Source organism: Actinoplanes sp. TFC3 (assembly GCF_001553785.1).
In the GTDB taxonomy this organism is placed as follows: Bacteria; Actinomycetota; Actinomycetes; order Mycobacteriales; family Micromonosporaceae; genus Actinoplanes.
The window spans coordinates 1089318-1109734 of sequence record NZ_LOJP01000002.1; the positions used below are offsets into that span (position 1 = coordinate 1089318).

The 20417-nt window shown below is 68.1% G+C and carries 17 protein-coding genes and 2 tRNA genes; 7 read left to right on the plus strand and 12 right to left on the minus strand.

Annotated features, from left to right (window positions below):
• Positions 1-385 precede the first annotated feature (385 nt).
• The gene (locus TFC3_RS32140) at positions 386-640 is read left to right on the plus strand and encodes a hypothetical protein (RefSeq protein ID WP_067509445.1); all 255 of its coding nucleotides are present in this window, start codon (positions 386-388) and stop codon (positions 638-640) included.
• Between the two features lie 365 nt (positions 641-1005).
• Complete coding sequence (locus tag TFC3_RS32145; RefSeq protein ID WP_067509447.1) at positions 1006-2124, plus strand: site-specific integrase; 1119 nt, start codon at positions 1006-1008, stop codon at positions 2122-2124.
• A gap of 684 nt (positions 2125-2808) precedes the next feature.
• Here TFC3_RS32145 and TFC3_RS32150 read toward each other — a convergent pair.
• From TFC3_RS32150 to TFC3_RS32170, 5 genes are all read right to left on the minus strand, one after another.
• A complete protein-coding gene (locus tag TFC3_RS32150) occupies positions 2809-3114 on the minus strand; it encodes a PRC-barrel domain-containing protein (RefSeq protein WP_067509449.1) in 306 nt (101 codons plus the stop codon).
• Positions 3104-3475: a PRC-barrel domain-containing protein gene (locus tag TFC3_RS32155; protein WP_067509451.1), complete on the minus strand. Its 372-nt coding sequence runs from the start codon at positions 3473-3475 to the stop codon at positions 3104-3106. Before TFC3_RS32155 ends, TFC3_RS32150 begins: the two co-directional genes overlap by 11 nt.
• A 3-nt stretch (positions 3476-3478) precedes the next feature.
• Positions 3479-4711, minus strand: a complete 1233-nt coding sequence (locus TFC3_RS32160; RefSeq protein ID WP_067509452.1) for an NRAMP family divalent metal transporter — start codon at positions 4709-4711, stop codon at positions 3479-3481.
• 7 nt (positions 4712-4718) lie between these two features.
• Positions 4719-5168, minus strand: coding sequence for a hypothetical protein (locus tag TFC3_RS32165; protein ID WP_067509453.1), 450 nt, complete (start codon positions 5166-5168; stop codon positions 4719-4721).
• A 552-nt stretch (positions 5169-5720) separates the two neighbouring features.
• On the minus strand, positions 5721-7301 hold the full coding sequence (locus TFC3_RS32170; RefSeq protein WP_161952714.1) for a PP2C family protein-serine/threonine phosphatase: 1581 nt from the start codon (positions 7299-7301) through the stop codon (positions 5721-5723).
• Between the two features lie 424 nt (positions 7302-7725).
• On the opposite strand from TFC3_RS32170, the gene TFC3_RS32175 reads away from it, so the two are divergent.
• The gene (locus TFC3_RS32175; RefSeq protein WP_067509455.1) at positions 7726-8622 is read left to right on the plus strand and encodes an SDR family oxidoreductase; all 897 of its coding nucleotides are present in this window, start codon (positions 7726-7728) and stop codon (positions 8620-8622) included.
• 604 nt (positions 8623-9226) lie between these two features.
• Here the strand turns inward: TFC3_RS32175 and TFC3_RS32180 are convergent.
• The 4 genes from TFC3_RS32180 to TFC3_RS32195 form a co-directional block, all read right to left on the minus strand.
• A complete protein-coding gene (locus TFC3_RS32180) occupies positions 9227-12034 on the minus strand; it encodes a chemotaxis protein CheB (protein ID WP_153040570.1) in 2808 nt (935 codons plus the stop codon).
• A gap of 182 nt (positions 12035-12216) precedes the next feature.
• Positions 12217-13224 (minus strand): ATP-binding protein, encoded by a 1008-nt coding sequence (locus TFC3_RS32185; RefSeq protein WP_067509459.1) that lies wholly within the window; start codon positions 13222-13224, stop codon positions 12217-12219.
• Entirely contained in the window at positions 13221-13577 is a 357-nt protein-coding gene (locus TFC3_RS38335; protein WP_067509460.1) for an STAS domain-containing protein, read from the minus strand. Before TFC3_RS38335 ends, TFC3_RS32185 begins: the two co-directional genes overlap by 4 nt.
• Positions 13578-14330: 753 nt before the next feature.
• Positions 14331-16358 carry a SpoIIE family protein phosphatase gene (locus tag TFC3_RS32195; RefSeq protein ID WP_067509462.1) on the minus strand — a complete coding sequence of 676 codons (2028 nt, stop codon included), beginning with the start codon at positions 16356-16358 and terminating at the stop codon, positions 14331-14333.
• 597 nt (positions 16359-16955) lie between these two features.
• Between TFC3_RS32195 and TFC3_RS38645 the strand changes: the two genes are divergently transcribed.
• Positions 16956-17234 carry a hypothetical protein gene (locus TFC3_RS38645; protein WP_153040572.1) on the plus strand — a complete coding sequence of 93 codons (279 nt, stop codon included), beginning with the start codon at positions 16956-16958 and terminating at the stop codon, positions 17232-17234.
• Positions 17235-17241: 7 nt separating this feature from the next.
• Here TFC3_RS38645 and TFC3_RS38340 read toward each other — a convergent pair whose 3' ends face one another.
• Positions 17242-17448, minus strand: coding sequence for a hypothetical protein (locus TFC3_RS38340; RefSeq protein ID WP_161952715.1), 207 nt, complete (start codon positions 17446-17448; stop codon positions 17242-17244).
• A 9-nt stretch (positions 17449-17457) separates the two neighbouring features.
• Here TFC3_RS38340 and TFC3_RS32210 point away from each other — a divergent pair, with 9 nt between their 5' ends.
• The 3 genes from TFC3_RS32210 (at position 17458) to TFC3_RS32220 (ending at position 19783) form a co-directional block, all read left to right on the plus strand.
• Positions 17458-17862 carry a phosphotransferase family protein gene (locus TFC3_RS32210; protein ID WP_161952716.1) on the plus strand — a complete coding sequence of 135 codons (405 nt, stop codon included), beginning with the start codon at positions 17458-17460 and terminating at the stop codon, positions 17860-17862.
• 94 nt (positions 17863-17956) lie between these two features.
• Complete coding sequence (locus tag TFC3_RS32215) at positions 17957-18277, plus strand: hypothetical protein (protein ID WP_153040573.1); 321 nt, start codon at positions 17957-17959, stop codon at positions 18275-18277.
• 90 nt (positions 18278-18367) lie between these two features.
• The gene (locus tag TFC3_RS32220; RefSeq protein ID WP_173745419.1) at positions 18368-19783 is read left to right on the plus strand and encodes a tyrosine-type recombinase/integrase; all 1416 of its coding nucleotides are present in this window, start codon (positions 18368-18370) and stop codon (positions 19781-19783) included.
• Between the two features lie 102 nt (positions 19784-19885).
• On the opposite strand, the gene TFC3_RS32225 is transcribed toward TFC3_RS32220, so the two are convergent.
• Both TFC3_RS32225 and TFC3_RS32230 read right to left on the minus strand, forming a co-directional pair.
• A tRNA-Arg gene (locus TFC3_RS32225) sits at positions 19886-19958 on the minus strand.
• Between the two features lie 36 nt (positions 19959-19994).
• A tRNA-Ser gene (locus TFC3_RS32230) sits at positions 19995-20085 on the minus strand.
• Positions 20086-20417: the final 332 nt, after the last annotated feature.

Consider the following 20417-nt stretch of genomic DNA (forward strand, 5'->3'; position numbering starts at 1 on the left):
GTCCAGCCGGCACCGGGGCGGATGCTGCGTAGCCCGCCGTACCCGAAGATCAGCGCGGTGACCGCCGTCCGCCTCGGTGCCTTTCCACTGCCAAGGAGCGGCCTCACATGAGTGGACTCGGTTCGCCCGATTACGGCACCGTGGCGCGGTACCCGCTGCCCGAATCCGCGCGCAAACTGGTGTGGCGACTGGCCTGCCAGCTACTCACCGACCACCCGCGAGGAGCCGACGGCTACTGCCAGACCTGTCGACCGCGTCGGACATACCCCTGTCTCACACGACGTCTTGCAATCGTCGGGATTCTCAGAGCAAGTCGGCCGCGCTCTTTGCCTCGTATGACCTCATCCGAGCTGAACTGTGACGCTACCCCGTCGGGTGATCCGCGATGAGCGATCGGAAACGTGCGGACCCGTTGGTCCAGGTCGGCGATCTGATCGAGATACCCGAGGCCGACTACTGCTACGGCTTGGGCGTACTGAAGATGCGTGTAACGGCCATGACCATCACACCGCAGGAAGTCTCCCGCCTGGAGTGGGTTCGCTTGATTGGCGTCCCCATCTACATGCACGGGCAGGAAGGCCCCGAACGCGAAGCGCTGATCAGCGTAGCCGCCCTTCGCCAACACCCTCCGAAACGATGAAGCGATCAACCGGCGGAGCCGGCCTCGGCCCACGAGACGTACTCGTCATCCGCTACCGCTCATTGGTCGCGGAGCAGCACAACGAGGTACGCCGGCAGGGCTGTCGATCGGGCGCACGGTCGTCTACGGGCTGATGCGCTCGGGACAGCTCTGCTCATCAAGGTTGGTGGGCTGCGGCGCGTTCCGGCGAGTGCACTGGTCGATTTCGTTCGGCAACTGGAACAGGAGCAGGCGGCATGAGCGGGTCGACGCGCACGAAGGCGCGACGTGGGCAGGGCGAGGATTCGATCTACCAGGACGGCGAAACGCTGGCGTGGGGCTGTCTCGCTGGGGTTCGGTCCTGACGGGAAGTGACTCCGTAAAAGGTGTCCGGGGAGACCCGGGACGAGGTGGTGCGCAAGCTTCGCAAACTGCGTGAACAGCTCGATGCGGGCCTACCGCCGGCCGACGATCGACTCTCGGTCGGTGACTTCCTGGACCGGTGGCTGCTGGTGAACCTACCGGGCAGCGTCGGCCCGTCAACCCTCAACAACTACGACGACACGGTACGGCTGCATCTGCGGCCCGGCTTGGGCCGAAAGAAGCTCACTAAGCTAACCGTGCGTGAGTGCGACCAGCTCTGGCAGGCGAAGCGTGCGGCCGACTACAGCTCGAACAGCATCCGGATCATGCGGACGGTCCTGAGCAAAGCGCTCGGACAGGCCGAGCGTGAGGGTCTGGTGCCGCGTAACGTCGCCGCGCTGTCGGCCCCGCCCCGCGTCTCGGCAAAGGAGGGCCGGACGCTGACCCTCGACCAGGCGCAGATGTTGCTGACGGCTCTGCGCGGCGAGCGGCGTGAGGCCCTGGTGACGATCATGCTCGCGTACGGGCTGCGGCGGGGTGAGGCGCTGAGTCTGCACTGGGACCGTCTCAACTGGGCCGAGGGAACGATTCTCGTCATGCACGGCGTCAAGCGGATCAAGTCTCACGACAACCGGCCCAGCGCCCGACGTACCAAGCTGGTGATCAGTGAGCTGAAGACCCGCAAGTCCAGGCGCACGCTGTATCTGACCCCGGAACTGATCGCGCTGCTGCGCCCGCATCGCGCGGTCCAGGCTGAGCAGCGGGCCGCCGCTGTCGAGGCTTGGCAGGATCACGGGATGGTGTTCCCGAGCGAGATCGGTACGCCGATGGACCCGGACAACTTCTCGCACCGCTTCTCCGCGCTGTGCAAGCGGGTCGGTCTCGGTCATTGGCATCCGCACGAGCTGCGCCATTCCGAGGCGTCATTGATGCTTGCGCAGGGCACCGAATTGCATGTCGTCTCGGAAGTGCTCGGGCATACATCGATCGCGATCACCAAGGACGTCTACGGGCACCTGCTGGAGGCGGGCCAGCGGTCGGCTGCGGAGTCGATGTCACGGGCGCTCTTCGGTGGCTCGGGGAGCCAGACTGGCTCCCCGAATCCCGGTGGCTCCCAGCGTGGCTCCCACGGCGATCGGTGACCAGGAACTGGGCATGAAAAAGGCCCTCCGCCTAGCCGTATTGGCTGGTGGAGGGCCTTTATCTAGTGGTGCGCCCGAAGGGACTCGAACCCCTAACCTTCTGATCCGTAGTCATGTGCTCTACCACGATGGTGGTCTCACAAATTCGTCCAGCGCGCAAGCTTGAGTCCAGACGAGCAAGTTCCGTCCAGCCAGATTGGGTGTGTCGGACCCGGCGTTGGCCGCCCGTCAGACGCACTGCTCGGTAAACGTCCAGGTAGCGCGGTTAAATCCAGTTAGTAAGCCGACGTTCGAGCACCATCCGAGCACCATCCGGCCGGCTCCGAGAGGACAGCCTCATCCACGACAGCGTCGGACGAGCCGGTCTCTGGCGGCATGTGATAGGGCGAAGAATCCAATACGAGAGGCTCCGTCCAGCCCGCCCGACGACGTCCGAGCACCATCCGAGCACCGACGATCGCCGGCACCCCTGGCCCAGGTTCGGCCGTCAACACTCCCGTCAGTAACTGAAAACAAATGCGACCCGACCCGGACGAGCAGTCACGGACGGTAGATGCAGGTGGCGGCGCACCACCCCATTATTTCGCGGTTCCAGAGCGGCGAGGCGGCCGAGGCGTCCAGCCTGCGGCGACCCTTGGCCGCCCGGTAACAGGCCGAAGAACGTCGTCCGCACCGAGGAGTCGTCTAGCGGTTGTTGTGGGCAGTGTTCCCGAAGCGTAGGGCGGTCCAGGGCACTTCGGTGGTGTTACGGCGCAGGACGATCCGGGCGAGGTGCTCAAGGATCCAGGGTCCGGTCGTCTCGTCGCGTTCGTAGCCCAGCAGGCGTCCCCAGCGGCCGGCGACGACGAGGGCGGCAGTGACGCGCTGGCCACCGCCGGGGGTGGTTTCGGTAATCAGATCGGCGACGCGGCCGAGCGCCCGGCCGTCGCTGTCGCTCACCGGTCGGCCGAGGATGTCGCTGGCACGGCCGATGCGGGGTTCAGGACTCATGGCTTGCTCCGGGGATCCGGGTGATGAGGTGATCGCGCAACCACGTTTCGAGTGGTGGGTCGGGGAGCAGGTCGCGGTGGACGGACAGGTTGACGGCGCTGTCGACGGCGGCGATGAGGTCGATGGGGATACGCATGGGCGGCCGGTCGGCAGAGCCGGACAGGCGGCGGGCGGTGCCGGCCATCCACCGGCCCAGGGTGCCGCCGATGCGGTGGCCAAGGACTTCCTGGCCGAGCAGCAGCGCGGTGACGTGCGGGGTGCCCGTGTCGTCGTAGGTGAGCTCGAGGTCGTCGACCTTGCCGACGGGTTCGCCGTCGCGGTCGAGGATCTGCCGGTCGAGCAGATCGAAGCCGATGAGCATGACTCAGCCGCCTCCCATCCGGGTGATGATCATGAGGGGGATCGCGGCGGTCGCTGCGGCCAGGACGATGATCAGGTAGGTCACGCCGATGGTGTTGGCGAGCCGGCCGTTGACCCGGTTGCCGAGGTAGCCGCGGTCGTTGGCGACGACGAGGATCGGCAGGTAGGTCAGGGGCAGGGCGACGGCGCTGAACACCAAGGTGTATTCGGTGAGTTGGATCGGGTCGATGGTGGTCATCAGGATCGCCACGCCGACCAGGATGCTGACCAGCACGACGGTGTGGAAGCGGGCCGCGTCGCGCGGACGGCGTAGCTTGCCCCAGTTCCAGCCGAGGTACTGCGCCACCGTGTAACCGGCCGACAGCCCGGTCTCCATGGCGGCGCCGAACGTGGCGGCGAAGAACCCGAGGATGACCGCGGCCAGGCCGAGCTTGCCGAGCGCGATGGCGGCGGGCATGGCGACCTGCGACAGGGTGTCCACCGACATCGACAGCGGCTGGAACACGGTGGCGGCGCTCAGCATGATTGCGAACGCGAGCAGCCCACCGAGCGGAAAGCCGACGAACACGTTGATCCGGGAGGTGAGCAGGTCCTTGGTGCTCCAGCGTTCCTCGACCGCGCCGGAGGAGAAAAAGAACACCTCGTACGGGGTCAGCGCGGACGCGAACAGGGCGACGGCGAAGAACCAGTACGTGCCCCAGTCCTCACCGGTCGGGGGGCCGGGGTGGCTGGCTTGTTGCCACAGGCTGCCGTAGTCGGCGGGCAGCCGGAAGAACGCGATCACGAACACGATCAGGGCCATCCCGGTCAGCCCGAACACGTTCTCCAGCACGCTGAACTTGGCCCGCCACAACGCCACCCACAACACGAACCCCACCACCGGCACCCACAGCAGGTAGTTGACGCTGGTCGCCAGTTGCAGGGCCAGGCCGACGCCGCCCAGTTCGGCGCCGAGGGTGAGCACAGTGACCAGCAGCGATCCGCCGAGGTTGGCCAGCGCGACGCGGGGGCCGAGACGCTCGCGGATCAGGTCGAACACCGGCCGGCCGCTGACCGCGGTGACCCGGCCGCTCATCTCCGCGTACGCGCAGATGCCGATCACCCCGACCAGCAGCACCCAGGCGTGGGCGATACCGAACCGGGCACCGGCCTCGGCGTTCGCGACAATGTCGCCGATGTCGACGAACCCGCCGATGGCGGTGAGGATGCCCAAGGCGATCGCGAAGATCCGTTTCATCGCCGGCTCACTCCTGCGCCGTGATGAAGTCGCCGAGACGCTCGGCCAGTTCGCCGAGCTGGTCGGCGCCGGTACGCAGAGCCTGGTCGTCGCCGGCCTGCGCGGTGTCCGCGAGGGTGGTCACGGCGGTGGCGAGCAGCGGGGCGAGCTGGTCACGGAGGGCGGCCGAGCGGGCATCGGGCGGTGCCTGACCGGCGAACTTCTTCTCAGCGCCGGCCAGCGCCCGGGTGGCGTCGTCAAACACCGTGCGGGTGAACGGCGCGATCACCTGGCCGGCGAGCTGCTGCTGCGCGGCCAGCCGACCGGTCTGGGTGGCGTCGTGGACGGTTTCGGCGACCTGCAACATCGTCCGGTGAAACCCTTGGTAGTTCACCGGACGGGACAGGTTGTAGGCGAAGCCTGCCCACAGCAGTACCAGCGCAGTGATCGTCACAGCGATCCTGCCCTTGACGCTCATGGCCGCCCCTGTCCGGTCGAGTTCCTCGCCGGATCATGCCACCACGCCCGCCCAGGTGCTCCTGCGGCACACCGCACATCGCCGCCCGCCACCGCACCGACCATAGACGGTCTCAGTAGGGAGACGAAGAGCAGGCGGTATGTGCATGTGCGCGGCTACCCAAAAGTGATTCCGGTACGACGCTGTCCCCGACGAACCTGCACAGCGTCGCGGGGATCGCCGCAAGATCGCCTCGACGGTACTTGACCAATAGACAGCTTCACGCAAAGCAACAACACGCGGCCCTCACTGTCTGACAGTGAGGGGTCCGTCGTGCTCGGAACGCTCCGCCAGGTAGCGCGTTTGCTGGCTTGCCAGAGGGCAAGCAAGGCCGCTGTAGCGGCCGGGCGCCTGCGGTAGGGCCCGGCGCCGCGTGCGCATGTCGACCGTGACCGCGTGCGTGATCGACGCCGCCCGCCTGGTCCGGATGCTGATGTTCAGAGGCCTCTTCCATGCCGCGGACGAACACACCGGCGCCAGGCAGACCCGCGGCGTCGGGGACTTGAGGTCGGGCTAGGTGGGGGTCTGTACGACGAGGATGACGATGTCGTCGTCGGCGGTGCTGGCGTAGCGGGCCAGGAGGTGGTCGCACAGTTGCTCGGCGGACAGGTGCTGGCAGTCGGTCAGGACCGTGGTGAGCTCGCTCGTGGCGTCGTCGATGGAGGCGCCCCGGCGTTCGATGAGTCCATCGGTGTAGAGCACCACACTGCTGCCCGGCGGCAGCACGACGGTGTGGTCGGTCCGGGTGGCCGTGATGCCTGCGCCCAGAAGCGGCTCTGATGCGGTGTGCAGGAGGGTGACCGTGCCGTCGGCCTGCAGCAGCAACGGACACGGGTGACCGGCGTTGGACCAGCGCAGCATCAGCGCTCCGGGCTGCGACGTGTCGTCCTCGACGCGGGCGAGCAGCACCGTGGCCAGTGCGTCGACGTGCAGGCCGCGCATGGCGGTGTCCAACGCCTGCAACTCCTGCGCCGGCGGTTTCGCGATGGTGTACGCGACCCCGCGCAGCAGGTTGCGCAGCTGCGCCATGACCGCCGCTGCGTGGTGGTCGTGTCCCGTGACGTCACCGACGGCGATGGCCAGCGCATTGTCGGGTAGCAGGAACGCGTCGTACCAGTCACCGCCGATGTGGGCCTGTTCGGCGGCAGGCTGGTAACGCACCGCGACCTGCAAGTGATCAGGGCGGGCCGGCTCGGTGAGCAGGCTGTGCTGCAGCTGGTACGACAGGTCCCGGTCCAGCATCGTGATCCGCCGTTCGGCCTGGCGTGCCTGCGCCCGGTCGAAGGCCTGTGTGACGGTCGCGGCGAGCAGTCGCATGGATCGCCGGCAGACGTCATCGACGCTCAGATGCCGATTCAACTCGGCCCACACCACAGGACCACGCCCGCCGGACAGTGGTGCCCGAGGCACATGCAGCACCGTGACACCCTCGGCAGAGGTCGCCAGCAGGCCGTCGCCATCGATGGTAGTCACTGTGGAGGGTGGATTGTCCGAAGCGGCGAACCCGGCGCCGACGAAGTCCAGCGGGCTGTCGCGCAGCACCGACACCGCACGTTCGATGACCTCGTCGGGGTCGTCCAGACCGGCCAGTTGGTCGGTCAGTGTCGCCAGCAACGCCATGCGGCGGCTCAGCAGCACCTGTGCCGTGGTCTCGGCGGCAATGACCACGACACCCTCCACGCCGCCAACCCCGTGGACCGCGGAATAGGAGAACGTGTAGAAACCCTCCTCGGCGAAGCCGTGCCGGTCCATCACCAGCCGCATGTCCTGCGACCAACTCGGCTGCCCCGTGTCACGCACCTCGGTCAACATCGGGCCGATGGTGTCCCACAGCTCCGGGTACACCTGCTCGGCCGGCGCACCCAGTGCAGCCGGATGCTTGTCGCCGATCAAGTCCACATACGCCTGGTTGTAGACCAGGACGAATTGCGGACCCCACAACACGGCAACCGGGAAGCACGTGCGCCACGCCACGTCGAGCACCGTGCGTAACTCCAGGCTCCACGACGACACCGGGCCCAGCGAAGACGCACCCCAGTCCACCGCCCGGTAGGCCGCACGAAGCGACCCCACCGCCTCGAACAGATCACTCATCAGCGCCACTGTAAGCCGAGACCTAAATGTTCGCCCGGCATGCGCCGACAAGTCCTTCCGGGTCCAGGCCGTCCACCAGCACCGAGTCCGCTGCATTGCCCGCCGCAAAATGCTTGCCGTGAGGCAACCTTCCCTCAACGTGCTTCAGCGGACATATCCCGGCACATCGAGCATGGGTAGGTGTAGGCCGGTCTCGGATAGGAATGCGGCCCTCGGCGGGATGTCCCCCGCATATCTCAGCCCCCGTTCGTCTCCGATCCGGCGCCGGTGAAGACGCCGCAGGCTCACCCGTTCGGCAGCCGGCCCGCCATCTGATCGCCTCGATGACCGGGCACGGCTTGGTCGATCCCTCCGCCACCCCCGCTCCCACCTTCGAACCAGCACAAACCTCGACCGACGCAGACACCGTAGGAGTGACGGCCCCATGACCGACCAGTACACGATGCAGGACCCGACGAAGCAGTACCCGCAGGCCGACAAGAGCTGGCAGCAGCTGCAGAGAGGTCCCGGCCTCGAACAGCAGATGGGGCCCAAACCCGACGCCGGCGAGACTTCCTACCGGGGTACCGGACGCCTGACCGGGCGTAAAGCCGTGGTGACCGGCGCCGACAGCGGTATCGGCCGGGCGACCGCGATCGCGTTCGCCCGCGAGGGCGCCGACATCGTCTTGTCCTACCTGCCCGCGGAGGAGGCCGACGCGCAGGAAGTCGTCGAGCTCATCGAGAAAGCCGGCCGCCGGGCGATCACCATGCCCGGCGACGTCACCGACGAGACCTACTGCCGCCAGCTGATCGCCACCGCGGTCGAACAGCTCGGCGGCATCGACATCCTGGCCAACATCGCCGGCAAACAGCAGAACGTCGAGGACATCGCCGAATTGAGCACCGCGCAGTTCGACGAGACGTTCAAGACCAACGTGTACGCCCTGTTCTGGCTGTGCAAAGCCGCGATCGCGCACATGCCTGCCGGCAGCACCATCATCAACACCTCCTCCGTGCAGGCCTACCAACCGGCGCCGATCCTGCTCGACTACGCCGCCACCAAGTGGGCCATCAACGGCTTCACCAAAGCCCTCGCCCAGCAGGTCGCTGCCAAAGGCATCCGGGTCAACGCCGTCGCTCCCGGACCTGTGTGGACACCGCTGCAGGTCGTCGGCGGCCAGCCCACCGAGAAGCTGGCCGAGTTCGGTGCGCAGACCCCACTGGGCCGGCCCGGCCAAGCGGCGGAGATGGCACCGGCATACGTTTTCCTCGCCTCACCGGAGTCCAGCTACATCAGCGGCGACACCATCAACGCCACCGGCGGCATGCCCACCCCGTGATCACACGGCCGGTCGCGGTGCCACCCGCGACCGGCTGACCTCGTGCCCACCGACATGCCGCGGCATCGATCAGGATCGGTCGACCGGCGGCGGGTAGTCGGCGTATACGGCGGGGCGCCCAGACCGTTATTCGCTCGACGCTCGGATAACTCGTATGTCTCTCATCGCTGCCGGCAGTTGCTCATCGGAGTCGCAGGTGCTCAGCAGCGCCCAGTACGACCTGGTGTTCTACTTCATGGTGGTCGCGGGTCTGGCCCTGTTCGCGGCGTTCCTGTACTCGTGGGCCACGCGTAACGAGGTGAGTTCCCGCTACCGGCCTGCTGTGCTGAACGCCGAGGGCCGCTTAACCATCGCCCCGCGCTATATGGACTGGTCGGTGATCGTGCCGCTGCTGACCGCCGAGCTGCTCGCCGTGTGCATCGTTCGGCTCGCCGAACAAGAGGCTCTGCCAGTGGCGCCGAGCCGGACCTCGGGAGGGAATGGTGCCCACCGGCCGGGACCGGCGCATGTCGGGCCTGAGGTAATGACTTGTCCGTGCTGGTCGAAGACCCCCCACATCCATCGCCGACGCGTCGAAGAAGCTGTGGAGCGTCCGGTCGCAGCATTACTGGACGCGGGACAGCTCGATCTGCACTCCGACGCGCGCGACGAGCTCCCGTGCCGAGAACGGCTTGGTGATGTAGTCGTTGGCGCCGGCGAGCAGCCCGTCGATCGCGGCGCTCTCGTCGGCGCGGGCGGTGACGAGCACGATGGGCGTCCGGCGGAGCTCAGTGTCGGTGCGGACGCGGCGTACGAGCTCGAGACCGTTGGTCTTGGGCATCATCACGTCGGCGACGACGATGTCGACGTGCTGTTCACGAAGACGGGTGAAGGCGTCATCGCCGTCCGCGGCGGTGTCGACGCGCCAGCCTGTCGCCGCGAACAGCTGCTGGATGTAGGTGCGCATGTCGACGTTGTCGTCGACCACGAGCACCCGTGAGCCGGTCGTCGCCGCGCGGATCGTTTCGAGGCCCTCGAGCTGCGACGCTCCGACGACGCTGCGCGACTCGGCTGGGGTATGTGCCCATGCCAGCGCTCCCTCCGCGAGCGCGGCGACGTCGGCTGGGGCCTCTCGCGGCAACGCCTGCGACTTGGAGGCGCGTACGAACGTCGGGATCCAGACGGTGAAGGTCGCACCTTCTCCGGGTCCGCTGCGCACCCGGATACGCCCGTGGTGGAGTTGCACGAGTTCACGGGCGAGGGCCAGCCCGATGCCCGAGCCCTCGCCGCTTCGCGGCGCGGTGCGACCTCCGCGGAAGAACCGGTCGAACACGTACGGTTGATCGGCTTCGTCGATGCCGACTCCGGTGTCGCTGACGACGAGTTCGGCGTGTTGCGGCCGCGCGCGCAGGACGACCCGGATTTCTCCTTCGCGGGTGAACTTCAGCGCGTTCGACATGAGGTTCACGACCACTTTCGCCCACATCTCCGGATCGACGGCGACCGTCGCGGCAAGCGGTGGGCAATCGACGGCGAGCGCGACCCCGGCCGCCTCGGCTGCCGAGGCGAACAGCGCCACGATGCTGCGGGTGAGCTCGGCCAGATCGACTTCCTCGAATCGCGGCACGAGGCGCTTCGCCTCCATCTGTGCCATGTCGAGCAGGGAGCCGACGAGCAGCTGGAGTCGTTGCGCGCTGCGCTGGGCCACATCGAGATCACGCACGACCGTGTCGGGAAGCTGCGCCCGCTGGGTGAGCGCACGCTCGAGTGGACCGCTGATCAGCGTCAACGGCGTGCGGAACTCGTGACTGACGTTCGAGAACAACTCCGTCTTCGCACGGTTCGCCTCGGCCAGAGCCTCGGCGCGCCGCCGGCTCATGGTGAAAGCCTGCGCCTCGAGGATGCCGGCGGTGATCTGCGACGCGAGGAGATCGAGGAAGTCGCGGTACGGGGCGTCGAGCACGCGCCGCGGGTTCAAGCCGACGACGAGCATCCCGCCCGGCGGCGAACCGGCGATCGGGTACACGAGCGCCTCGGCCGTCGGATCGGGGCCAGGGCCGAGGCTGGTGGTGTCGAAGCGTGCCGCGAGGTCGGAGACGAGCAGCGCAGTGCCGGTTTCGAAGACCTCACGGAACGGCCACGGCGGGCGGTGGCCTTGAAGGTCGACGACGTACGGCGCGATCGCACTGCCGCTCTGGACACGGACCGTGCCCTTCAACGTCGCCTGCTTCTGCATCGCGTTGATCTCGTAAGCCACCGCGAACGGGACGTCGTGCGGGTTGTCCTCGAGCGCAGCCAGCAGCGCCGCGAACGTGTCGTTGACGTCACGAGCCCGAGGGACGGTGGCAAGAGTCGCGAGGGTGCGCATGCGCCGCGCCGCGAGGACGTTGACGGTCGTCTCGACGCCCGGCCCGAAGACGCCCTCGATCCCGCGGCTCGTCACGATCGGCAGGAAGGAGCTCGTGTAGTACTTCTCCTCGATGCGGCCGTTGGCGTCGAACTCGAACAGCGCGTCCTCGGAGAAGAACATCTCACCCCGGTGGACGGCTTCGAACACCGGCCCGAGATGCGGCTTCATCTCCGGCCACGTCTGAAAGTAAGGCCGTCCCACGGCCTCCGCGGGCTTGCGACCGAGCGTCGCCGCGGCCGCGTCGTTGATGACGAGGGTGTAGTCGTCGCCCAGCTGCACGCCCATCGACATGCCCGCGGCCATCACGAGCCGGACGATGGCCTGCAACTCGGGTGACCAGTCCTCAACCGGGCCGATCGACGTCGCGGCCCAGTCCACAGCCCGCAGGCGCGTGGCCTGGGTGCCGTTGCCGCCGAACACCCACTCGAGGGCGCCCACCCCCCGGTTCGTCGCGGGCAGCACACCTCGCGTGACGAACGCGTTGATCGTCTTACCGATATCGCCCAGCGGCAGGACCATGTCGACGACGCCGGTGCCGATCGCGGCCTTGGGCATCGCCGGATGCAAGGAGCTGGCTTCGCTCTGCACGATCACTGTGCCGCCCTGCGCCTTCACGGCGCTGACGCCGCGCGCGCCGTCGCTGAGCATGCCGGTGAGGATGACGGCGAGCACGCGTGCCCGGTAGGAGGTCGCTGCGGACTCGAGCGTCGCATCGATCGGGTGATGCGCGTTCCTCCGGGAGATCATCGAAACGGTGCCGTCGGGCTCCACCTCCAGAGCGACGCCCGGCGGGGACACGTAGACGGTGCCAACCTCCAAGCGGTCGCCATGGTCGATGACCCGCACCCGCATGTCCGTGTCCCGCGCGAACACCTCGGCCGCGTGGCTGCCAGCGGCGCGGAAATGCATCGCCACAACGACCGCCGCCGGGAAGTCTCGCGGCAAAGCGCACAGCACCGCAGACACGGCCTCGATCCCGCCGGCCGATGCTCCGATGACCACGACGTCGAACGCCGGCTCCATGCCGCCGTTATACACGACCCATGCGCCATCGCACGACACACAATTTCCGCGCTGCGCCACCCCGGCAGCGCGTCGCCGCCGGCGGCATCCTACCCATTGCGCACATGGCGTGACAGGAACGGATCATGGCCCTGACGGCTGGAACCCGTGCGCCGACACCTGCGGGGCCAGGCGGGAACCGACTACGGGTGCCATAGCCGGGAGCGGGCTGTGATGAGCGCGGCGCGGGTGTGTGCGGTTTCGGCTCGCGCGTGGGCGCCGTTGTGCTGGCGGTTGCGGGGGGCTGCGGTCGAGGTGGCGGCGCGGACGGTGAAGGTGCCGTCGTGGCGCCAGGTGTCGATGTCGTCGCAAAGTTGCCGGGCCAGCCACAGTCCCGCTCCGGCCCGCCGGGAACTGGTCCGTGCCCGATACCCGGCGGTCGGATCGGGCCGGCCCCGGCCGTGGTCGGTGACCCGGCAGTCGACCTCTTGGTCTCCGACCCACAGGGTGACCTGCAGCGGCGGTGCACCGTGCAGGTATCCGTTGGTGAGAATCTCGTTGACGGCCGCGACGAAGTCGGTCCGGATGAGGGTCGGCGTCTGCGCCAGGTGTGCGGTGATCTGCCGCAGTATCTGGTGCAGGTCCTGGATGGTTTCCGACCCGGCGATATGCAGTACCGGTGGCTGGGCCGGCGCCGGGACCGGCCGGTGTGGGCTGTGCCGGATGAGCACGGCCGCCGGGTTGGTGTGGCGTTGATTGGGTTGGGCTCCGTCGCGGGTCATCAGTACGGCGTGGGTGCTGAGGACGCTGGTCAGGAGAGGTTCGGGCAGCGAGGTGGGATAGGCGCAGATGAGGTGCATGCTGCTGTCGTCCGCGGTCAGATCGACGGCGGCTTCGCAGCGGGCGGCACGGATCCACGCCCGCGGGGCGGTGCCCGGATCCGGTTGGGCGATGATCGTGACAGCGGTGGCGTCCCGCTTGAGCTGGCGGGCGTGCCGATGGTATTCGGCGAGTGCCGCGGCGGGGCGGGTGTGGATGTCGGGTCGCCGCATCGGCGCGATGACGCGATCGGCGAGCACACCGGCGAGCGCGGCGTGGTGTGCGGGGTCGCAGGCCAGCACGACGGGATGTTTCTCGTCGGGTGGTCCGGCTGCGACGCGTTCGGCAAGGTCGTGCAGGTCGCGGTAGAGCAGGAGGGGGTGGCTGCTCATGGGCTTCGATCTCCGGTGATCGCAGCCGCATCGGTGATGAGCGGTAACTGTGGTGCGGCATCGAGGGCTTCCAGCACTCGTCGGGCATCGTGGTCGGGGGCCATCAGCACGTAACTGTGCACGCCCTTGGCCGTGGACAACTGGGTTGCGGCCAGCAGGGCGCGCACGCCCGCGACGGCGAGGATGTTCACCGCGTTCACGTCGATGATGAGCAGCTGCCCGGCGGTCAGGTCCGCGATCGTCTGGTGGGCGAGGGCGGCGAAGTCGGGTGCCGTGAGCACGTCCAGCGGCCCACGCACGGTGAGGGTGACCGCATCGTCGGCGGTCCGGGTGGCAGTGATGTCCGCGGTCATCGGCGGCTCCTGGTGGACTGAGCCGACTCGCCGGGTAATTCGTCCGGGAGTCGGCGGACTGGTGTCGTCCGGATTTACAGTGACGTGTGTCAACGCTTGGCAGGTAGTCCAGGCGGGGCGTTCCTGCCCCGGGGTGGCGGCCGGCGGCCCGATGGTGCAGTGACAGCACACCGAGCAGGGTGCCGGGATCGGCGTGCAGCGGATAGGCGTGCACGGCACGGATGCGGCGTCGAGCATGACCTGCAGGGTCGGCTGCCCGGTAAAGATCGGGCTGCGGGTGATGTCATCGACCATGACCGGGTCGCCGATGCGCCGCACGCGCAAGCCACCGACGCGTCCACCGAGGCGAAGTGCCGCACGAACGCCGCGGTCACCGCGCGACGGCGAGCGATCCGTAACGCGCCCCGGCGCGGATCGAAGATCGACAGGACGCAGCCGTCGGCGACCGCCGATGTGGTGATGGCGATCGCGGTGAGCACGACCGGCCGATCGGTCACCCGCAGGAAGTCGTCGCCGGTCAGCGTGTCCGGTGCCTGACGCAGGCGGTGGGAAAAGGCGGCAAGCATCGCCCGGCGACTGGTCCGTGTCTCCGTGTCGATGACGGCCTGCTCGACCCGGCGATGCGAACCTGAAGTATTGACCGTGACGTGCGGTTCGCCGACTGTCGGCACGGATGTCGCGCGGTCCTGCATGGGTCACCGCCCGGACTCGGCTCCGTGGCTATTCACCGACACTACCCGCACCATCGGTGACTTATGTGTCGCCGGCCGTCGGGTTGTCCTCCTGCAGGTGCGGGCCTCGGCCACGGTCGGGGTCGTCGGTGTGGTGGTCGAGGCCGACCAGGGACAACACCACGTCGGCGGGTGAGCCGGTGGGCGCGTAGAGCCGCAGATCGGTGCCGTTGGCCCGGTGCAGGGCGGTCAACTGGTGCAGGGCGGCGACGCCGGCGCTGGCCAGGTGCGTGACCGCAGTGAGATCGACGGTCAGCGACCGGACACCGGCCGAGTTGGCGGCCCGCACCGCTCGGACGAACGCTTCAACGGTGCCGGCGTCGATCGGCCCGGCAGCGCGGATACGAGAGGCCGAGGTTTCGTCCGCGACCAGGAGGGTCTCCTGGGGCACCGGGCGGGGTGGCGGGGTCCAGGTGAGATCACCGGTGGTCAGCAGCCGGGCTGGTCGGCTCAGCCGGTGCCGGACCGTGGCGGTGGTGCCGTGCTGGTCGGGGGTGACCTGCAGGCTGTCGGCCAGCCGCTCGACCAGTTGTAATCCCAGGCCTCTCTCCGGTGAGGGGGCGGGCGCTCGCCGCCGGCCCTGGTCGGCGACCTGCAGGTGGGCCTGGCCGGTATCGGTGAGCTCGACCGTGAGCGTGAGGCGGTGCTGTTCGGCGGCGGTGTCGATCCAGGCGTGCTCGATGGCGTTGGTGGCCAGCTCGACGGCCGCATGCCGCAGCACTGTCTGGTCCTGCTCGCCGATCCAGGCGCTGGTCAGCCACTCGTCGAGGTGCTCACGGACGGCCCGCAGCGACTCGGCGGTGGCGGCGTACTGCCGCCGCAGGGCGGCCGGTGGGCTGACCCACTGTCCGGCGAGCAGCGTGATGTCGTCGGCATGCCCGGTGACCCGGACCAGCAGCTCCAACGTCTGGGTGGTCAGGCGCCCGGCCGCGGTGTCGGTGTCGTCGCGCAGGGCCCGGTTGGCGGCGATGTCAGCGGCGACCTGGGCCAACTCCACCGTGCTGGCTGTCAGCTGCCGGCCTGGTCGCTCCAGAATCCCGTCCGAGTACAGCAGCACCAGGTCACCGTCGGCCAGCCGGTCAGTGCCGATCACTGCTGCGGTGAACTCGCCGCCGACCCCGACCGGACCGGCGCCACTCGCCGCCAGGAACCGCGATGTGCCGTCGGGCGAAGCCACCAGCGGCGGCGGATGACCGGCGGTGCAATATCGCAGTGTTCCGTCCACCGGGTCCAGCAGCACCACGCACACCGTGGCCGCCCGCGCCCCCCGGATCCGCGCCGCCGCCGTGTTCAGCATGGTAAGCGCCGCAGCCACGTCGGCGGTGGCGGCCAACGCCTCGTGCAGCAAGATGCGCAGCTGGCCCATCGTGGTCGAGGCCGCCACCCCATGCCCCACCACGTCGCCCACGATCAACGCGACCCGCCCGTCGGGCAACGCCACCGCGTCGAACCAGTCACCCCCGGCCGCGGTCTCGGCGTCGGCCAGCAGATAGCTGGCCGCGATCTGCACCCGCGGCAGGACCGGCAACCCGTCCGGCAGCAGTTCCCGCTGCAAAGTGTCGATGACGTCGCGGGCCCGGGCGTAACGCTGCTCGGCCTCACTGGTGCGGCGTTGTTCGGCCTGCCGTTCCCGCACGCGGGCGGTCACATCGACGATGTCCCCTGTAGCCCCGACCACGGCACCGTCCGGCCCGCGCCGGGGATAGACGTTGACATCGGCGTAGAACTCCATCCGACCACCAGTGTCAGGCAACTCGATCTGAACCCGAAAATCCCGCAGGTGCTCCGACACGCCCGTGGCGAACACCCGGTCGAAGATCTCAATGACCTGCTGACCCAACGACTCAGGAAACGCCTCCCGCAAGCGCAGCCCAACAAGCTCAGAACGCCCGGTGAAGGAACGGTACGCGCCGGTTGCCGCCACGACCCGCTGCTCCACCCCTTCGGCGGCCAAGATCAGCAATGGCAGCTGCTCGAACACCTGCCCCACGACCTCCGAACTCCCGGACACGCCGTGATCACCCGTCGAGTGCTCAGACTCAGCCACCATGATGTCCAGTTCCCTCTTTCCGATCGGGCAACCTACTCATCTCTACCACTGCTATTGCGGGGCTGCTTCGTGCAGACCGACCCTCTCGCTGTTGTACAGGAGGTGATGCCGGGCGGGCCGACACTCTTAATCGAGCGACCCGGAAGTCGGCCGTCGACAAGATCGGCTCGCATCCGGTCCTGCCAGTCGCTGCGGAATTCGTCGCAACAGCGAATCGAGGTCGTGGGGGGGCGGTGGTTGGCTTCTCGGGTGGCTTCGGCGATGTTGGTGGCGCCGTTGGCACGGTGGTATCCGATCGAGGTGTTACGGAGGGTCGCGAACGCGGATCCGGCGGGCCCGCGCCGTGCCGGCGGGTCAGCGGCGCATCGATTCGAGGATCGTCGGGGAGACGCGCGCTGAACGTGGCGATTTTGCTGGACCAGTGTCGCGGTGTTGGGAAGCCGGCCGAGTGTCGGGAACAGCACGTCGCGGGAACCGGGCAGGTTTCTCCCGGGCCCTGCAGACCACAACGATCGCTTCTGCGGCGGTGGTCAGCGACCGCCGGAGAGTCGCCATCCTCGGTGGCCGGTGTCAGACGGGTGCGACGACCACGACTCAGTGCGTTCGGACCTGACCGGCTTCGGTGGGAAAGCGGCGATCGTCGTCGAGGTAAGGGCGTTCACCATGCTTGGCGGCGTTCGGACCGGCAAGATCCGTTGCGACAACCTGAAGGCCGCGGGCGCCCAGGTACTCGGCTTTACCCGCCAGCGGGGTGGAAGCGGAGTGCTCGGCTGCAACCCGAGCGACCTGCTGGTATTCGAAGACCTCCCGGCTCTACGAGCCGTGATCGCTCTCGTCGCAGTCCACGCCCTGCTCCTCATCAGGTTCGCGCCCTGACGCTCGATCAGGTCGACGAGGTGCCCGGCCCGGCCGCGGCCGAGTTGGGCCAGGCGACCAGCCAGGTGCTGGCCGGTATCGGGTCGGTGTCGTTCGCCGCACCGGGGTTCTTCTCCGGCGGTGCGCTCCATCCCGGCCCGGCCGGATGAAGCCCACCAGCGGCGTTGACGCGTTCGTCCGGCGCTGCCTCGCAGAGGGCAATGCGGCCGGTCACCTCAGCGACGTGGAGCAGCGGAAACTCGTGTCGTTCGCCGAACGCAGCGCCGCCGACCTGGAGGTGCTGCACGGCTCCCGGGAACTGGTACACGCCGACTTCAACCCCAAGAACCTGCTCGTGCGTCACGACGACGGACGCTGGGTGGTGGCCGCGGTGCTGGACTGGGAGTTCGCGTTCAGCAGTGCGCCGCTGTTCGACGTGGGCAACATGCTGGGCGATCCGCGGCCGGCCGCGTTCACCGACGGGTTCCTCACCGGGTTCCGCGACGCCGGCGGAGCCCTACCCACGAACTGGCACCAGCTCAGCCGGGCCCTCGACCTGTACTCGCTGGCCGATCTGCCGACCCGGCCGGTCGATCACCGCTATTTCCGGCGTGCGGTCGAGCGGATTCGCGAATTGGTGGCCTCCTGACCCGGCGGGTTGTGCATTTCAACGGCGGCTTCTGGGCATTTCCCAAACGACAAGACACCGCCTTGAACAGCATCGGAGAGGCTTTCCATATTCGATGAAAGCGATGAGCATAAAGCTTCGGGAGCAGGTCTGCCACGGAGCCGCGCTGCGCCGTCGAAATTCCGACGTGAAAGGCCAGACAATGAGCAACGACGTTCTGCAGCGGCCGAGGGAACGCGTCGGCCGCACCCTGCTCGACGACAACCAGCTCCGCCGTTTCCGTCGCTGGGGCTATCTGCCCCTCCCTCAGCTGATCGAGTGGGACTGGGTGGAGGCCACGCTGGGCGCGATCAACCACAACATCATGATGAACGGCATCGATCCGGGCCGCCTCCTGAAATACGAGGGCACCTCACAACCGACCCACGACTCCTAGCCGACCAGCGTGTCCCTCCATCGGGGGAATCCCTCACTCCAGCCCTAGGCGTCACGCTCGATGGCACAGGCCCGACAGCGGAGGACAGCGATGGCCAGTACCGGAAAGACATTCAAGCGATGCGGATGCCGCAACAGTCGCGGCCAGCGCCTCGAGCGGCACTGCCCGAAGCTAGCCGATCGCGGGCACGGAACCTGGTACTTCCACTGCTTCGCACCCAACCTGTTCGGCCGATCCGAACGCATCCGCCGCGGCGGCTACCCCTCCCAGACCGCCGCCCGGCAAGCCCGCGACGACACTCTCGCCGACCGGGCCGCCCGCCGCTGCGGTGACGGCTGGACCCTCGAGCGGTGGCTGCGGCACTGGCTCGACACCCGCACCCGGATCCGGCCGACCACCCGTTTGGCCTACACCCGCGACGTTGAACTCGTCCTCATCCCTCACCTCGGCCACTACCGGCTCTCAGATTTGGACGGGCCCCTGCTACGCGCCGTGTTCACCGACATCGCCACGACCACCAACGCCAAAGGCAAACCCCAGTCCCCGTCGGCGCTCACGCACCTGCGCACCACCCTGCGGGCCGCGCTGAACCTGGCCGTCCGGGAGGAACTGATCGAGTCGAACCCGGCCCGGCACATCGAGATCCACGGCTACCGACGCCCACACGCCCAGGTCTGGACCGAAGGCCGCGTCGAGCAATGGGAACGCACCGGCGAACACCCCGCCGTCGCCGTCTGGACCGCCACGCAGCTCAGCGGCTTCCTCGAGAGCGTCGTCGACGACTCGCTGTTCGCACTTTGGTGGCTCGCCGCCCTGCGCGGACTACGCCGCGGCGAACTCTGCGGCCTGAAATGGGCGGCGATCGACCTCGACCGCGGGCTGCTGTTCGTCGAACGCAACCGCACCACCGCCGGCTATGAGGTTATCGAAGGCGACCCGAAGACCGCCGCCGGACGCCGGGCCGTCGCCCTGGACAAACACACCATCGCCGTCCTGCGCGCACACCGCCGCCGCCAACTCGACCGCCGTGACCGCCGCCACGCCGCCCACCAGAGCTGGACCGACTCCGGCTACGTGTTCACCCGCAAGGACGGCGAACCGATCAACCCGAGCTACGCCACCACCCGGTTCCGGATCCTCATCGACCGCGCCGGCCTCCCGCCGGTCCGGCTGCACGACCTGCGCCACGGCGCGGCGTCGCTGGCCCACGAGGCCGGCGCAGACTTGAAGACCCTGCAGGATCTGCTTGGGCACTCCAGCATCGTGGTCACCGCCGACACCTACACCAGCGTCCTACCCGACTCCCAGCGACGCTGCGCCGACACCACCGCCGCCCTGGTCCTGGCCGCCGCCCAGCACACCCGCCAACGCATCAAGGAAAAGGCCGCCAAGGACCGGCCCGCCGGACGCGACGAAAAACAAACAACCTCCGAAAAACGGCCCGCAGCTAAGAAGAGAAGCCGCAGGTCACGTACCCGCCGACACCCGAATCGTCACGTAAAGTGACGACACCCATGAGGCACCCACACGACACCCACCGTCCAGACAGGTCGGACAGCAGAAAGGGCCTGAACCGCATTCCTGCAGCTCAGACCCTCAATGATCTTGTGCGCCCGAAGGGACTCGAACCCCTAACCTTCTGATCCGTAGTCAGATGCTCTATCCATTGAGCTACGGGCGCTCAGTGCTTTGCCAGCATACACACCGACCCAACACGCGGAGACTCCGGGATTCGAACCCGGGAGGGGCTATAAAACCCCAACCGCATTAGCAGTGCGGCGCCATAGACCAGACTAGGCGAAGTCTCCCCGGCAACCATTGGCTACCGATCGTTGAGGATACCGGACAGCATGAGGCCGGTTCAAACAGGTATGCCTCCGCGCGCCGAACGCTCCAACAGGTGAAACTTTGGCGCAGCGGCTAGGCTCGCTCGGCATGGAGGAGAACCCGCCGACGCCGCGCCGCCCGCGTGCCCCGCGGCCCGACTTCAGCACCCCTGAGCAGCCCGAAGGCACTTCGACCCCGGCCCGCTCGGCCCCCGCGGTGACTTTCCAACCTCCAAATCCATCATCCGGTACGTCCGCAGCGCCCCCACCGACCCCGCGCAAGCGAACCCCGGCTGAGAAGGCAACCCCGCCGC

Excerpts from the sequence above, each read along its gene's own strand:
- TFC3_RS32140 (WP_067509445.1), top strand. The coding sequence starts at position 386 with ATGAGCGATCGGAAACGTGCGGACCCGTTGGTCCAGGTCGGCGATCTG.
- TFC3_RS32150 (WP_067509449.1), bottom strand. The coding sequence starts at position 3,114 with ATGAGTCCTGAACCCCGCATCGGCCGTGCCAGCGACATCCTCGGCCGA.
- TFC3_RS32155 (WP_067509451.1), bottom strand. The coding sequence starts at position 3,475 with ATGCTCATCGGCTTCGATCTGCTCGACCGGCAGATCCTCGACCGCGAC.
- TFC3_RS32160 (WP_067509452.1), bottom strand. The coding sequence starts at position 4,711 with ATGAAACGGATCTTCGCGATCGCCTTGGGCATCCTCACCGCCATCGGC.
- TFC3_RS32165 (WP_067509453.1), bottom strand. The coding sequence starts at position 5,168 with ATGAGCGTCAAGGGCAGGATCGCTGTGACGATCACTGCGCTGGTACTG.
- TFC3_RS32170 (WP_161952714.1), bottom strand. The coding sequence starts at position 7,301 with ATGAGTGATCTGTTCGAGGCGGTGGGGTCGCTTCGTGCGGCCTACCGG.
- TFC3_RS32175 (WP_067509455.1), top strand. The coding sequence starts at position 7,726 with ATGACCGACCAGTACACGATGCAGGACCCGACGAAGCAGTACCCGCAG.
- TFC3_RS32180 (WP_153040570.1), bottom strand. The coding sequence starts at position 12,034 with ATGGAGCCGGCGTTCGACGTCGTGGTCATCGGAGCATCGGCCGGCGGG.
- TFC3_RS32185 (WP_067509459.1), bottom strand. The coding sequence starts at position 13,224 with ATGAGCAGCCACCCCCTCCTGCTCTACCGCGACCTGCACGACCTTGCC.
- TFC3_RS38335 (WP_067509460.1), bottom strand. The coding sequence starts at position 13,577 with ATGACCGCGGACATCACTGCCACCCGGACCGCCGACGATGCGGTCACC.
- TFC3_RS32195 (WP_067509462.1), bottom strand. The coding sequence starts at position 16,358 with ATGGTGGCTGAGTCTGAGCACTCGACGGGTGATCACGGCGTGTCCGGG.
- TFC3_RS32215 (WP_153040573.1), top strand. The coding sequence starts at position 17,957 with ATGAAAGCGATGAGCATAAAGCTTCGGGAGCAGGTCTGCCACGGAGCC.
- TFC3_RS32220 (WP_173745419.1), top strand. The coding sequence starts at position 18,368 with ATGGCCAGTACCGGAAAGACATTCAAGCGATGCGGATGCCGCAACAGT.